Here is a 13270-nt window from a genome sequence, read left to right as displayed (position 1 = left end):
ATATGAACCCGAAGCAGATACTAAAACAACTTGCTTATAGAAGTGCTTATGCCGGCCTATACATAATAAGCCTGCTACCGATGACCTTTCTATATGCATTGGGTTCCATCACTTATTTTCTTGCTTATTATATCATCGGTTACAGAAAAGAAGTCGTTATCCAGAATATAGCACGTGCCTTTCCGGATAAGCGATACGGAGAAGTCCATGCAATTGTAAAAAAGTTCTACACTTGCTTTACCGCCTATTTTGCCGAAATCATCAAAAGCATTTCCGTTTCGGCTGAAGTGCTTGACAAGAAAATTGTATTTGAGAATCAAGAATTAATTGATCAGTACATAGCCTCCGGACGAGACGTTATTGCTTGCCTAGGCCATTGCGGAAATTGGGAGATGCTAAATTTTATGCCTTTTAAGATGCAATACGACATATATGCCGTTTACAAACCCCTTCGCTCAACCACGATGAATAAGCTGATGATTAGATTCCGGTCTCGTTTTGGCATGAAGTTATTACCTGATAAAGCGATTGTACGCCAAATACTAGCTAAAAGTTCAGGTCCGGCCGTCTATCTGTTCCTTGCCGACCAATGTCCGCCGATAAAAGAAGAAAAATTCAGGTTCACTTTCTTACACCAGGACACATACGTCTTTTCAGGCATGGAGAAATTGGCACGCACGAGTCGATCGGCCGTCATCTACTTACATATTACACAGCTATCTAAAGGGTATTACAAAATAACCTGTTTACCAATCTGTTCCGAAGCTTCAGCTACGCGAGAGGGCGAGATAACCCAAAAATATGTAAGCCTCTTAACCGAAAACATCAAAGAAGAACCCTATGGTTGGTTATGGACACACAAGCGATGGAAAGGATCGCCATCTAGCTGATACCCACCATTAAATTTATAGCATTCCAGATAGCAGCGGCTAAAAATCTTTAGCATAAAACATTTTTGATAATGAAATATCCATGATTACCAAAGACAAACACAAAATAATCCGGATATTCCACCTGCCTGCCGGTAGGCAGGTATGGCCTTTAAAAGAGAAGTCATTTACATATGAACCCGACATGATTAAAAATAATCATTAAGCACACAGGGCAATGATTATTTTAATCATCAAAGGCTCCATCTGACAACTAAAAACAAAAAATAAACAGATGAAATATTTATTAGTTGGAGATAACGGACAAGAAGAACAAATGTTACTCGACCATCTTGCAGCGTTTTTTTGGAACAATGGACACGAAGTGTATAGCCGTACCAGTTTAGGCAATGAAATCAATTATCAAAACATGCTAACATGCTGTGACTATATCGTTTTGCTGACCTTTCGAGATTATCCAACAGCATCATTCTTCGAACGCGGGCAGGCAGTATACGAACATGTTGGCCTAACGAAAAAGCTTCACAAAAAAATTATGCTGGTTTTTTCCAAAAATGGTGTCTATACCAATGCGATTCCATTTCCACATAAAATTTTCCATTTTGAGCACTTGGACCAAAAAGAATTAAGCCGTTTCTTCCGTTGGGGCACGAAATTAAATCTATTTATCAAACATTCACCGCATAGGGGTTACCGAAACTTCATCTTCCTTTAAAGTCTAACATAAAAAGAGAATATCATGCAGTCAACGATCACCTACAATGATATGGCCCTTATTTTAACATGGCCGGATACCACTATCCGCGGAGACGAAAAGTGGATGTTGTTTTTAAAGAAAATTGGCATCGTAAAAAACTTGAATTTTAAAGTAGGTCATACCGGTATTGTTATCATTAAACGAGAAACCGGCGAAATGCTCTTCTATGACTTCGGAAGATATATCACGCCCCGGCAATATGGTCGAGCTCGTTCTAAATTTTCAGACCCTCGCCTAGCGATTTCGATTAAGGCGAAATTTGAAGGTTGTTATATTGTCAACCTTGAAGAAATCGCAACGCAGTTTGAAGCATTGAAACCTGCTATGTATGGAGAAGGTATTCTTTATTTCGCTATTGCTCGTGATATTAATTTCGAACGCGCCAAAGCTTACGGAGACGATTGTGTACTTCAAGGTGCATATCCTTACGGTGCCATCGCCCGCAACAACAATAATTGTTCACGATTTATTGTCCGCATGCTTGCTCGGTGTTCCAAGCGCTACAGCTGGCGACATAGTATCAATTTCCCTGAAACAATTAAAGCAAGTCCCATCAGTAATTTAGTTAATGTAGTGCCGGATAGAATGATCTACTCATTTACACCCCATGAGGGCTTAAAACATTTTAAGATGAACCGCTGGCAGTCCGTTCGTTTTTTACTGAAAAAGCTAGGAGAGAATGTAAGCCAAAGAAAAGCCCGTCTTTTACCCGCCGACCACTCGGTTGGCCGCATGAACGTACCCTCAAGACCCATTACTGTGCCTAAAGAGGCACAGTATCTTGGAGGCGTGGGTGATGGAGCATGGTTCAGTATACAAGCCACTACTGGCGACAAAGTCATCATTAAGCGGTTCACTTCGGAAGGAAAATTGGAGTACGTTATTCTTGGCGAAACAACCGAACCGGTTAACCTGTCACAACCTTTCGAAGTCACCTATGACAGTCACCTCCTCTTTACACATATCAAACAGCACAGAAAAAAGATTCGCATCAAGCATCTACAGCAACTGCCGGTAAACTACTCCCCGAGTGAATGGCGTTATAAGGATCTTCCCGTGGTTGGCTAAGAAGGCCGTCCCTGATCTTTTAAGCCAACTTGTCAATTTCCAGCTCATGGAAGTGTTGCGCAGCAATAGCAAGCGCACCTACAGCCAGATTAAATCGTTTATGCTACAAAAGCAGAGAATTCTTCTATGGGCAACCTTACTTTTGGCATATCAACCAGGTAATCATTTTCCGCATCCCGATAGCCCAACGAAAGGATCACCGCCGTATGCAATCCCTTCTCCTTTAGCCCTAAAACCTCATCAAATTGGGCAGCATCAAAACCCTCCATGGGCGTAGAATCTATCTTCAATTCCGCAGCCGCCAGCAAGGCAGTACCCAAGCCAATATAAGCCTGTTTACTAGCCCAGATGGCATTTGCTTCCGCTGTATTTGCACTGAAATAGTTAACTAGTTTTTCTGTAAAATTAGCCATCCCACCTTCCGGCAAATTCCGTTGCTTTTCGGCCATTTTTATATATTCTTCAATATATGTTGTGGATATCTCGTTGAAAGCCGCAAACACCAATAAATGAGAAGAATTTACAATCTGTCCGTTAAACGAACCTGCGCCCAATTTGGCCCTTATCTCCGGATTAGAAACTACCAAAACCCGATAGGGCTGTATTCCGCATGAAGAAGCGGTTAGGTTGATGGCTTCTAAAATTTGGTTGATCTTTTCCTCGCTAACTTTTTCTGTACTATATTTTTTGGTGGCGTAACGCCATTTTAAATGATTAATAAGTTCCATTGTATAAATTTTTATGTTTTGCGATGCAAAGGTAAAGCAGAATTGTTTAAATTTGCCACTAAGTGACAAAAAGTAACAGTGACATTTGGGTAACCAAGGGACAAAAATGAAATCAGAAAGTATATTAATCGAAGACTGTAGCCAAACCGTATTGGCTATAAATGACACCATGGAAATCTTAGGTGGAAAGTGGAAGGTGCTTATTATCGCCTGCCTGTGTTACCAACCCATGCGCTATTCCGAATTACTGAAGAAAGTTCAGGGCATCTCCGGTAAGATGTTAAGTCGGGAGCTGAAGGAGCTTGAAGTAAACGGATTGATTGAACGAAATGTATTGGCCACTTCTCCTGTCTCGGTAGCCTATAAGATTACAGAGTACGGAAAATCATTAAAGCAATTGACGCAAACCATTGCCGAATGGGGACTTCAACACCGCGCACGTATTCTCAAAGGCATGAGACAGGAAAAAGTTTAGGTGAAGCAGTAATTGTTTTGTAAGATTCTATTTACTCAGTTTACTTTCAAAGGCTGTTGGCGTTAGTATTTGGGCTGTTTTAAACGGATTATGTTCTAAGAGATCTTTATCTCCCGTGACTAAAAAATCAGCTTTGGAAAAATCTATTAAATCTAATAGAAAATTGTCTTTGGGGTCTCTGCTAATTAAATGAGTTGATTTTATCTCAACGTTTTCACCAATTGTTTCCAACAAAACAATTAGTTCCTTCACACTTCCTTTCGGAAAATATTTTTTAAGTTTTTCACGGGCTGTTACAATTTTTATCTCCGTCAATAACTGCTCTGTAATTATAATCTTAATACGGCCGTCAACAATATATTTTTTTATTTTGGAGAGCTGCTTTCCTATTAAGAAACTAATCCAAACATTCGTGTCAAAAATTACTTTAACGCTTTTGTTTATCATATATTTCTTGCCTTACGCTTTCTACTTCTGCCGCAATTGTTTTTGCATCCAACTCGTTTGTTTTAAAGGTAGTCAACAACTGTTGGAGCTTTGAATCTATAACTTCTTTTTCCAATTCCTTGCTCAGCTTTATCTTCTGTTGCTTGGGCAACTGCTTAACCATGGAAAGTATCTGCTCAAAAGTGATATCTATTTGTAATGCCGTTTTCATTTCTAAAGCCGTTATTGTCTTCCAAATTTACATAAATTTATACTGATAAACAACGCTACTAGGAGAATTAGGCATCAAGTCGTATTCTCGTTTGCAGCCCAATTGATCTCTGTGATGGATTGCGGCAATACTCGCCGCAAACATCACCTCTTATAGCTACGAACTCAACAAGTCTTTCATTCCAAATGCTGTTAGTACTCGGTCGTATTCACCCTGAACGGCTTCATTAGCCGTTTTGACAATCTCTCCCGTAGATGGGTCAACCACGGTTCTTAACGGGCGTTGTCCTTTTGGTAAATTCATTAGCTTTACCACGGCATCTGCAATGTTTTGAGGATCCGGTTTTACAGTCTCAAACATCTGACTAAGGGCATTGAACATTTTTTCCGGAACTTCCGCTATCAATTTATAATCGTCAACAACCGATGTGTCAGATCCAGCTTGAATCTTTTGAGACATCTCCGTTGGGAAAGCCCCCGGTTGAATAATTGCCACATCTACCCCTAAAGGTCGTGCCTCATAATGCAAGCCTTCGCTTAAACCTTCCAAAGCGAATTTTGACGCACCATACACCGCTGAAAAAGGGGGCGAGAACCGACCCCACCCACTCGAGACGTTGATGATCAAACCTTCCGACTGTTTACGCATAAAAGGCAAGGCCAATTTCATTAATCTCCAGGGAGCGATCACATTCACATCAAAAACTCGTTGCACATCGGCCGTAGTAGCACTTTCAGCCACCCCGAATAGGGCAACACCCGCATTATTTACCAATACATCGATGGTACCTTCCTTCGCTATCACAGTGTCAAAAGCATGCTTAACACTGGTTTCATCTGTTAGCGTAACATCCAAAACGGTGATATTGGCTACCTGTGATAGCGCATTTGCCTTATCTGCATTCTTTCCTTGGGTGTCTCTCATGGTGGCATATACTTTATGCCCCAAAGCGACTACGCTATTCGCTGTAAGCCATCCAAACCCACTATTTGTTCCTGTAATTAATACAACTTTTTTGCTCATTGCTATTCATTTAAATTAATGATACAAAGGTCGGTATCAAAAAAGAGGAAGCATTTACCATTTGGTAAAAAGCGCGCTCAACGGATATTTCTTCGTATTCGGCTCAAGGATTGTTGCGTGATCCCCAGATAAGAAGCGACATGAGAAAGCGGCACACGGTTAACAAGACCGGGAAATTGTTCAATGAACGATAAATAGCGCGTAGTTGCATCCTCAGAAACAAGGGGACTCCGTCTTTCAATCGCTTTTAACAAACAATTTTTTGTAATCTGAGTTATAATAGCGTCCCAGCCAACAATCGTATTGCCGATCTCGTCCCAACTTTTCTTTGAAAAAACGAGCATTTTGCAAGGGGTAACGGCCTGTACATAATCGGAGGCCACCACTTGTGCCTCAAACTTTTGTTGGTCAGAAACAAAATTGTTCTCGTCTACGAATGAGTGTGTGATCTCTTCGCCTTTGTTGTTATAATAGCAGAAACGAACGATCCCTTCAAGAATAAACCCAACGTGTTTGGGAATCTTTCCAGCTTCCGAAAAATAGTCATCCTTATGAAGTTCCAACGTTTCCGCTTTGCTCAGAATGAAATCGATTTGCTGTTTGTTCAAATTTCCAAACTGTAATACGTAGTTGATAAACTCTTTCATACTTTAAATTTCGAACTTATTATGGGGAATCCGCTTACCATATGGTAAAAAGTTTCTTCGTTGCCTAATTTATCAATGGCTAGGAACCTGTTTAAAAGAACATTTTTTTTATTTTGATGTCGCTGCTCGTTGCTTCAGTATCCTCCAAGGCCATTTAAGCATTTCAGAACGTCAATGCAAAGGGGCTGTAGCGCCTAGGGAAGGACGGCCTTCCAGGGTGAGCGTAAAGAAAATTCGGTTGGAAGGGCCAAAAAAACGTTATGCGAAAAAGCGAAGGAAAGGATAGAGATATGGGGCGGCTCCGCATAACGGCGGGTATGAAATCGAATTTTTAGCGAGAACTGGACAGCCTTGATGTTTGTCTCACTTTGCATCAAGGTAAAGTGAGATGAAAGCTGTGCGCCAATGAACAATCACTGTTCGAAAACGAACACTTGCTGTTAAAAACCAAAGGCACAAACCACTAATAATCAAATCGATAAAATTATGGCTCCAATTATGTTTAGCTAATATTCAATTAAAGGGCTCGGTATGATAAAGAACTACATCAAAATTGCTTGGCGCAATCTGCTTAAAAACAAAGGGTATTCCATCTTGAACATAACTGGCTTGGCTATCGGTATGGCAGCTGCCATGCTCATCCTTTCCTGGGTACAAAACGAACGGAGTTTTGACCTATTTCACCATAAAAAAGACCAACTCTTTTTAGTAGGAAACCGAGCCAATTGGGGCGATAAACTTCAGGTGTGGTTCTACACGCCCAAGCCTTTAGGGCCGGCCGCCAAAGCGGAATTTCCGGAAATAGCCCATTACAGCCGCTACTCCGATAACAGTTTCCTGTTCTCCGTGGGCGACAAGAAACTAAAGGGTCAAGGCGCCTTCGTTGATTCCGCTTTCCTTTCCATGTTCGATTTTCCGTTGCTGGAAGGCGATAAAGAGCATATCTTAAAAACCCCCACCGAAATTGTCATTAGCCAAAGCCTGGCTAAACGCTTATTTGGCAAAGAAGAAGCACTGGGGAAGACGCTCAAAATAGATAGTGTAGATGTGGTAACCGTCTCTGGTGTGTTAGCCGATATGCCCGGCAATACCCGGTTCACCGATGCGGAGTTCCTGCTTCCCTGGAAATACATGGAAAAGATTGGTTATAGCGACGACTATTGGAGCAACAACTCAGTACAAACCTATGTAGAATTAAATCCGGGCATCAGCAGAGAGGCAATGGACAGGAAGATTAAGGACATCACCAAGCGGCATAATGGACCGGAGGAAGACACGGAAGTCCTGCTGCATGCACTCCCCGACTGGTGGCTCCGCTCCAAATTTGAAAATGGAAAGATAGTGGGCGGGCGCATTGATATGGTCAACCTCTTCACGCTGATCGCCGTTTTCATCTTAGTAATTGCCTGCATTAACTTCATGAACATTAGCACCGCCCGAAGTGAGAAACGGGCCAAGGAAGTCGGCATCCGAAAAGTAGCGGGCGCCTATCGCGTGTCGCTGATCGGCCAGTTTTTAAGCGAATCCATTTTGATTGCCGCCATCTCCGGCATCATCGCCCTGTTTATTACCTGGTTAGCCCTACCCTCCTTCGGCAATTTAATCAGCAGGCGTTTAGCTGTTGATTTTGGTCATTTCCAGTTTTGGTTAAACGCCGTAGGCTTTATTTTAATAACAGGCTTGCTCGCCGGCAGTTTCCCAGCATTTTTCCTTTCCTCCTTTCAGCCTGTTAAGGTGTTAAAAGGCACCTTTAAACAAGAAAAAGCCACTTTTAGTCTTCGTAAAATCCTGGTAGTTATTCAGTTCACCATTGCCATCATTCTTATTATAAGCACCTTGGCTGTTCATAAACAAATCCAATACGCAAAAGACAGGGAAAATGGTTATGACAAAAACAATGTCGTTTATATTTCGGAGGAGGGCGAGGTCGCCAAGAACAGCAAGCTGATCAAAAATGAGCTGCTCCAAGGAGGTGTAGCCGTATCGGTCACGCGATCCAATTCTCCTATTACCGAAAGTTGGAGTAACAGTAATGGATTTTGGTGGCAGGGAAAAGCACCAAACGATAAAACACTTATCGACCGTATGTGCGCTGACGAGCACATTGTAAAAACAGCCGGTCTTCGTTTAGTGGCCGGTAGGGACATGGACCTGACGCAGTACCCTACCGATTCCACAGCCATCCTTTTAAATGAATCAGCCGTAAGACTTATGGGCTTCAAAGACCCCATTGGCCAGTTGATCAAAGATAATGGTATTGAATGGCACGTAGTGGGGGTGGTGGCCGATTTTATTTCGCGTTCACCCTATGAACCCGTGGAACCCGCTGTCATCGAAGGAGCGAAAGGATGGTTTAATGTCATGCATATCAAGTTCAATCCTGCCTTATCTACGGCTACTGCGCTTGCTAAAACAGAAGCCATTTTTAAGCGCTACAACCCCAATTATCCTTTCGCTTACAACTTTGTAGACAAAGCCTATGCCGCTAAATTCAAAGAATCCGAGCAAACCGGCACCATGGCAGCCTTATTTGCTTTTCTCACCATCTTTATTTCCTGCCTGGGTTTATTTGGACTTGCCGCCTATATGGCCGAAAATCGGACGAAAGAAATTGGAGTCCGCAAAGTACTCGGTGCGTCGGTTTTTTCAATTACACGCTTGCTGTCCAAAGAATTTGCCTGGTTAGTCATCATTTCTTGTTTGGTAGCTTTTCCTATTGCCTATTGGGCGATGGATAAATTCCTGGAAGCTTACACGTACCGTATTTCCCTCGGTTGGGGTTTATTTATCATCGCAGGATTGGGGGCGCTTATACTGGCTTTACTCACTGTGAGTTCACAAGCCATTAAAGCGGCAATAGCCAATCCGATTGATTCATTAAGGAATGAGTAAGTAAATGTTTTTTTTACTGTATTGCGCTACGCACAGCGTCTAAGCGTTTTTGTAATCCGTCCTGAACATGTTGTATGGCCACTTTTCCGATGGGCAATCTAAACGGAGGTTGCGCATGGACGGCACAATCGATCATAGCTTGCGCAACATCATGCACATCGTCCAGTTCGCCAAAGCCCTCATCGATAAATTTGCGTAGATCGTTTACCGGTGTGTTTTGGTATACATCCAAAGCAGGCGCTATAAGCAAACTACTGCCAAAATTAGTTCCCGTTGGCCCCGGTTCGGCAATTGTAAACCTAATATTAAAAGGCCGTACATCCTGTGCGGTCGACTCGATGAAGCCCTCTATTCCCCATTTAGATGCATGATATAAGCTGAAGCCCGGATAAGCAATCTGACCGCCTTCTGAAGACACCTGTATAATATGTCCCCCCTCAGGCTGTTGGCGCATTACCGGAATCAGTGCTTTTATCAGTCGGATTGATCCTAACAAATTGACTTCAATCTGCTTCGAGATGACATGATCATCCAATTCCTCCACCGCTCCGAAAACACCCAGTCCGGCATTGCTCACCGCAACATCTATTCGTCCCATTTCCGCCAGCGCTGCTGCCACTGCATTATAAATACTCTCTGTATCTGTCAGTTCTAAATAACCAACATGGAGTTGTTTAGGATATCTTTCTTTCAATTCCAACAATTGTTCCGTTTGCCGGAGCGTCGCAAAAACGTTGTTGCCCGATGCCAGCAATTGTTCCGTAAGAATACGGCCAATACCGCTTGACGTACCTGTAATAAACCAATTCTTTGTCATTATTTTACGTTATTATTTACAAGACAAAGTTCGTGAATAGGTTTAGGATCAATTTACAGAAAACGAACCATCATTTACAAAAATCAAACCTTTCGGTACTGCAATGGCGAAAGCCCTTCATATTTCTTGAAAAAGTTGGAAAAATGGCTAACTTCTTTAAAGCCCAAGAGATAGGCAATTTCCGAAATATCAATGGAACTATGCTTGATGAGAACGCGCGCCTCCTGTAAGAAGCGTTGCTGTATTAACTGGGTAGTTGTGCTTCCCATCGTTTTTTTCAAAACCCTGTTCAAGTAGTTTTCATGAATCGCTAGCGTATCCGCAAAATCCGCTGCGTTCCGAAGGGGCACCTGCCGGTTTTTCAATTCAAGCGGAAACTGTCTTTCCAATAACTCCAAAAATGAGCCGGTAATCCTGCTAGCGGCTGCATCGTGCCGGTTAATCCGTGTTTCTTTAGTAGACACTTCATTTACACTGTGTAACACCTCAAAAATCAAATTCCGGATTTTATCATATTTATGTTGATACGCCGATCGGAAAGCCACGTCCATTTTCTCAAAAATAGCTTCAATTTCATCGTATACCCCTTCCGTCAATTCAATAACATTATCCCCTTCAGGCCGAAACATTTGGTAGGTGTCAATATTGCCAAAATGATGAAAAAACTCTTTGTTAAAAATACAATACACCCCACTGTGCGAATCCGCTCCCTTCGGAATCCAGTTATAGGGATAAGAAGGATTACCAAAGAACAAACCCCGCTTTTGAATTTCATAGGTTTTATCTGCGAGATGAATTGTATACGCGCCCTTGAGCAAGTTTATTTTGTAAAAATCCCGTCGATTGTAAGGGATAGGCTGTACAGCGCAAGTATCCAATTCCTGTACCCAAAAAAGGTTGAAATTACCCAAATCCTTATTCAGCAATTTATTTTGCGAGCGCAGGAAGTGGTTCATATCAATTCTTTCCATGCTCTAAAATTACAAAAATCAAACTAATTCCAGTGGGTGATTTCCGCTTCCTTTCATATTCATACCTAAACCGTCAATACAATGATTCTGCTAAGCTGCACCATCACGCTACAAAAGTTTTACCCAGCAGCGGTGCTTATCGTAATACTATATAGTTCTTGCAGCAAATACATCGTATTACCGCAAGAGAAAAAATAGATTATTCACCAAATAGGAACAACGTTATCCGCTACTACTGAACAATTTCATCCATTTGGAATGAATATCATTTGTATTGGCTTGTATACGAGTAAAAGATGACCAACGTAGCCGATAAAATAGCGATTACAAAATAACCATTCCTTCGATTTTTCTTATCTTTGATTATCAAACTAGATAAGATACCACGATGAAAACCATATCAATACAAGTACCTCCTGCTTTAGCTTCCGCTTATGAGCAAGCAGATCCGGACAGGAAACGAAAAGTTGAGATATATATCAATGCCTTTTTGAACGATTTCTTCAGCAATCAATCCGCTAATGAACGGTTGTTTGAAACAATGAGAAAAGCAAGCGCAGAAGCGAAGTCAAAAGGTTTTTCACAGGAGGAGTTGGACAAACTGCTGAATGAGGATGAATAATTATTTTATATTCGACACAAACACCTTACTCAGCGCACTATTCAACGAAGACTCTACTGCTGGTCTTGCATTAAAAAGGGCAAGAATTTCAGGCACCTTACTGGTTTCGGATGAAATTGTTGCTGAGTACGGTATTGTCTTCTCTCGTGAAAAGTTTAATAGGTGGGTGAAAATGGAAACCCGAATCGACTTCATTGAAAATATAATCAGCAATTCGATTTCTATTAATCCTGCGCAAACTATAACAGCATGTCGTGACCCAAAAGACGACAAGTACCTTTCTCTGGCTGTATCCGCCCAAGCTTCTTGTATTATAACCGGAGACAAAGACCTCCTGGTTCTGCATCCGTTTGATAAGATTCCCATACTTAATCCCACAGATTTTCTTACGGTATATAAATGACCATCTTTGTAAGACCTTCCAAAAGCCATTCTAATGTTATAAAAAGCCCAAATTAAACCTCTCAAAACGCAATTCCGGACTGCAAAAAAGTGGTTCATATCAATTCTTTTCATGCTTTACAATTGCTGCACAGGACATACGCATCAATGCTGTAGGGTCTGGTTATATCGATACGCCGTTGTTTGATCAGCTTGATGAAGAAAAAAAGCAAGCATTAATCGGCAAACGTCCCACTGGTCGTCTCGGAACAACGGAAGAAGTTGACAACCTCATCCTGTTCTTGAGTGCAGAAACCTCTACTTTTATCAATGGCAGCTATTATGCAATTGATGGCGGATATATAGCCATCTAAATTAAACAGCTGTAAGTCGATCATTCAATAGGTTAATTAAATGAATGCCTGAACTCCAGTGGCGATAAACTTGTTTTAGTTTTGAATAGTTTGCTGAACGACTGCAGGTGTTCGAATCCCAGTTCATAAGCGATCTCGCTTATAGAAAGGTTCGTGGTAGAAAGTTTCTCTTTTGCCAGCTCTATTAATTTATCATGCAGATGCTGTTGCGTGCTTTGGCCGGTCAAAGATTTAAGTAAGCTACTCAGGTAACCCGGCGAAATATTTAAAGTTTCAGCAATCAGTGTAACACTTGGCAAGCCCTTGGAAGCCAATGCACCGCTATTGAAATACGCTGATAGGAAATCTTCCAGACGGGTAAGTAATTCGTGGCTGGATGCCTTCCTGGTAATGAACTGACGTTGGTAGAACCGCCCCGAATAGGTCAGCAGAAGTTCGAGCTGTGCAATGATGACCTGCTGACTGAAAGCATCTATGTTTGTATTATATTCCCTTTCGATCTGATCGGTGATGGCTGTAAGCATAGCCTCCTCCTTATCAGAAAGATAAAGTGCCTCATTTACTGAATAGTTAAAGAAATCATATTTTTTAATATTTTTTGCCAGCGGCGTATTCCATAAAAAATCCGGATGGATTAAGATCATCCATCCCTCAGGTTGTCTCGCTTCCTTCAGATCAATTGGTAAATCAATACCGAATACTTGGCCGGGCGACATGAAAAACAATACACCTTCATCAAAATCACCGGTCTGTTGTCCGTACTTATATCGCGCAGGAGATGCCTTTTTTAGCGAAATCGTATAAAAATCGTAGATGACCCTGAAAGGAATTTCCGCGATGGGCATGTTAACGTCCTTCATACGGATAACGCTAATCAACGGATGTGCAGGACTTGGCAAACCCACAGCCCGATGACATTCAGGTATTGTACTGAAACGGAGCAGTTTAGTGCTATTCATCGATATAA

Annotated in this window: 16 protein-coding genes; 8 read left to right on the top strand and 8 right to left on the bottom strand. The window is 41.7% G+C overall.

What is annotated here, in order from left to right; all coding sequences use genetic code 11:
• Positions 1-2: 2 nt before the first annotated feature.
• The 3 genes from M1D52_RS09655 to M1D52_RS09645 all read left to right on the top strand — a co-directional run bounded on the left by M1D52_RS09655 (position 3) and on the right by M1D52_RS09645 (position 2715).
• The gene (locus tag M1D52_RS09655) at positions 3-890 is read left to right on the top strand and encodes a lysophospholipid acyltransferase family protein (RefSeq protein ID WP_437392402.1); all 888 of its coding nucleotides are present in this window, start codon (positions 3-5) and stop codon (positions 888-890) included.
• Positions 891-1164: 274 nt separating this feature from the next.
• The gene (locus tag M1D52_RS09650; RefSeq protein WP_437392400.1) at positions 1165-1605 is read left to right on the top strand and encodes a hypothetical protein; all 441 of its coding nucleotides are present in this window, start codon (positions 1165-1167) and stop codon (positions 1603-1605) included.
• Positions 1606-1629: 24 nt separating this feature from the next.
• The gene (locus M1D52_RS09645) at positions 1630-2715 is read left to right on the top strand and encodes a DUF6695 family protein (protein WP_437392398.1); all 1086 of its coding nucleotides are present in this window, start codon (positions 1630-1632) and stop codon (positions 2713-2715) included.
• Between the two features lie 98 nt (positions 2716-2813).
• On the opposite strand, the gene M1D52_RS09640 is transcribed toward M1D52_RS09645, so the two are convergent.
• Entirely contained in the window at positions 2814-3443 is a 630-nt protein-coding gene (locus M1D52_RS09640) for a nitroreductase family protein (RefSeq protein WP_377610660.1), read from the bottom strand.
• A 106-nt stretch (positions 3444-3549) separates the two neighbouring features.
• Here M1D52_RS09640 and M1D52_RS09635 point away from each other — a divergent pair, with 106 nt between their 5' ends.
• Positions 3550-3918 carry a winged helix-turn-helix transcriptional regulator gene (locus tag M1D52_RS09635; RefSeq protein WP_377610662.1) on the top strand — a complete coding sequence of 123 codons (369 nt, stop codon included), beginning with the start codon at positions 3550-3552 and terminating at the stop codon, positions 3916-3918.
• Positions 3919-3945: 27 nt separating this feature from the next.
• Here M1D52_RS09635 and M1D52_RS09630 read toward each other — a convergent pair whose 3' ends face one another.
• The 4 genes from M1D52_RS09630 to M1D52_RS09615 all read right to left on the bottom strand — a co-directional run bounded on the left by M1D52_RS09630 (position 3946) and on the right by M1D52_RS09615 (position 6246).
• Positions 3946-4365, bottom strand: coding sequence for a putative toxin-antitoxin system toxin component, PIN family (locus M1D52_RS09630; RefSeq protein ID WP_437363716.1), 420 nt, complete (start codon positions 4363-4365; stop codon positions 3946-3948).
• Positions 4346-4576, bottom strand: coding sequence for a type II toxin-antitoxin system VapB15 family antitoxin (gene vap15 / locus M1D52_RS09625; protein ID WP_289551823.1), 231 nt, complete (start codon positions 4574-4576; stop codon positions 4346-4348). Before vap15 ends, M1D52_RS09630 begins: the two co-directional genes overlap by 20 nt.
• A 156-nt stretch (positions 4577-4732) precedes the next feature.
• Positions 4733-5599, bottom strand: coding sequence for an SDR family oxidoreductase (locus M1D52_RS09620; RefSeq protein ID WP_437392396.1), 867 nt, complete (start codon positions 5597-5599; stop codon positions 4733-4735).
• A 77-nt stretch (positions 5600-5676) separates the two neighbouring features.
• Positions 5677-6246: a Crp/Fnr family transcriptional regulator gene (locus M1D52_RS09615; protein WP_437392394.1), complete on the bottom strand. Its 570-nt coding sequence runs from the start codon at positions 6244-6246 to the stop codon at positions 5677-5679.
• A gap of 531 nt (positions 6247-6777) precedes the next feature.
• Here M1D52_RS09615 and M1D52_RS09610 point away from each other — a divergent pair.
• Positions 6778-9138 (top strand): ABC transporter permease, encoded by a 2361-nt coding sequence (locus M1D52_RS09610; RefSeq protein ID WP_437392393.1) that lies wholly within the window; start codon positions 6778-6780, stop codon positions 9136-9138.
• A 13-nt stretch (positions 9139-9151) separates the two neighbouring features.
• Here the strand turns inward: M1D52_RS09610 and M1D52_RS09605 are convergent, their stop codons facing one another.
• Together M1D52_RS09605 and M1D52_RS09600 are read right to left on the bottom strand one after the other, a co-directional pair.
• Positions 9152-9955: an SDR family oxidoreductase gene (locus M1D52_RS09605; protein ID WP_437392392.1), complete on the bottom strand. Its 804-nt coding sequence runs from the start codon at positions 9953-9955 to the stop codon at positions 9152-9154.
• 83 nt (positions 9956-10038) lie between these two features.
• Complete coding sequence (locus tag M1D52_RS09600; protein ID WP_437392391.1) at positions 10039-10926, bottom strand: helix-turn-helix domain-containing protein; 888 nt, start codon at positions 10924-10926, stop codon at positions 10039-10041.
• Positions 10927-11314: 388 nt separating this feature from the next.
• Here M1D52_RS09600 and M1D52_RS09595 point away from each other — a divergent pair, with 388 nt between their 5' ends.
• The 3 genes from M1D52_RS09595 (at position 11315) to M1D52_RS09585 (ending at position 12303) form a co-directional block, all read left to right on the top strand.
• A complete protein-coding gene (locus M1D52_RS09595; protein WP_013667625.1) occupies positions 11315-11548 on the top strand; it encodes a hypothetical protein in 234 nt (77 codons plus the stop codon).
• Positions 11541-11951 carry a putative toxin-antitoxin system toxin component, PIN family gene (locus M1D52_RS09590; RefSeq protein ID WP_437392389.1) on the top strand — a complete coding sequence of 137 codons (411 nt, stop codon included), beginning with the start codon at positions 11541-11543 and terminating at the stop codon, positions 11949-11951. Before M1D52_RS09595 ends, M1D52_RS09590 begins: the two co-directional genes overlap by 8 nt.
• A 79-nt stretch (positions 11952-12030) precedes the next feature.
• The gene (locus M1D52_RS09585; protein ID WP_437393126.1) at positions 12031-12303 is read left to right on the top strand and encodes an SDR family oxidoreductase; all 273 of its coding nucleotides are present in this window, start codon (positions 12031-12033) and stop codon (positions 12301-12303) included.
• Between the two features lie 32 nt (positions 12304-12335).
• Here the strand turns inward: M1D52_RS09585 and M1D52_RS09580 are convergent, their stop codons facing one another.
• Positions 12336-13262, bottom strand: coding sequence for a helix-turn-helix domain-containing protein (locus tag M1D52_RS09580; protein WP_437392387.1), 927 nt, complete (start codon positions 13260-13262; stop codon positions 12336-12338).
• Positions 13263-13270: the final 8 nt, after the last annotated feature.

The organism is Olivibacter sp. SA151, from assembly GCF_054130995.1.
The sequence above is the reverse complement of the archived record's forward strand: the minus strand, read 5'-3'. Positions and strand labels throughout refer to the sequence as shown.

Excerpts from the sequence above, each read along its gene's own strand:
- M1D52_RS09655 (WP_437392402.1), top strand. The coding sequence starts at position 3 with ATGAACCCGAAGCAGATACTAAAACAACTTGCTTATAGAAGTGCTTAT.
- M1D52_RS09650 (WP_437392400.1), top strand. The coding sequence starts at position 1,165 with ATGAAATATTTATTAGTTGGAGATAACGGACAAGAAGAACAAATGTTA.
- M1D52_RS09640 (WP_377610660.1), bottom strand. The coding sequence starts at position 3,443 with ATGGAACTTATTAATCATTTAAAATGGCGTTACGCCACCAAAAAATAT.
- M1D52_RS09645 (WP_437392398.1), top strand. The coding sequence starts at position 1,630 with ATGCAGTCAACGATCACCTACAATGATATGGCCCTTATTTTAACATGG.
- M1D52_RS09610 (WP_437392393.1), top strand. The coding sequence starts at position 6,778 with ATGATAAAGAACTACATCAAAATTGCTTGGCGCAATCTGCTTAAAAAC.
- M1D52_RS09595 (WP_013667625.1), top strand. The coding sequence starts at position 11,315 with ATGAAAACCATATCAATACAAGTACCTCCTGCTTTAGCTTCCGCTTAT.
- M1D52_RS09620 (WP_437392396.1), bottom strand. The coding sequence starts at position 5,599 with ATGAGCAAAAAAGTTGTATTAATTACAGGAACAAATAGTGGGTTTGGA.
- M1D52_RS09590 (WP_437392389.1), top strand. The coding sequence starts at position 11,541 with ATGAATAATTATTTTATATTCGACACAAACACCTTACTCAGCGCACTA.
- M1D52_RS09605 (WP_437392392.1), bottom strand. The coding sequence starts at position 9,955 with ATGACAAAGAATTGGTTTATTACAGGTACGTCAAGCGGTATTGGCCGT.
- M1D52_RS09635 (WP_377610662.1), top strand. The coding sequence starts at position 3,550 with ATGAAATCAGAAAGTATATTAATCGAAGACTGTAGCCAAACCGTATTG.
- M1D52_RS09600 (WP_437392391.1), bottom strand. The coding sequence starts at position 10,926 with ATGGAAAGAATTGATATGAACCACTTCCTGCGCTCGCAAAATAAATTG.
- M1D52_RS09580 (WP_437392387.1), bottom strand. The coding sequence starts at position 13,262 with ATGAATAGCACTAAACTGCTCCGTTTCAGTACAATACCTGAATGTCAT.
- M1D52_RS09630 (WP_437363716.1), bottom strand. The coding sequence starts at position 4,365 with ATGATAAACAAAAGCGTTAAAGTAATTTTTGACACGAATGTTTGGATT.
- vap15 (WP_289551823.1), bottom strand. The coding sequence starts at position 4,576 with ATGAAAACGGCATTACAAATAGATATCACTTTTGAGCAGATACTTTCC.
- M1D52_RS09615 (WP_437392394.1), bottom strand. The coding sequence starts at position 6,246 with ATGAAAGAGTTTATCAACTACGTATTACAGTTTGGAAATTTGAACAAA.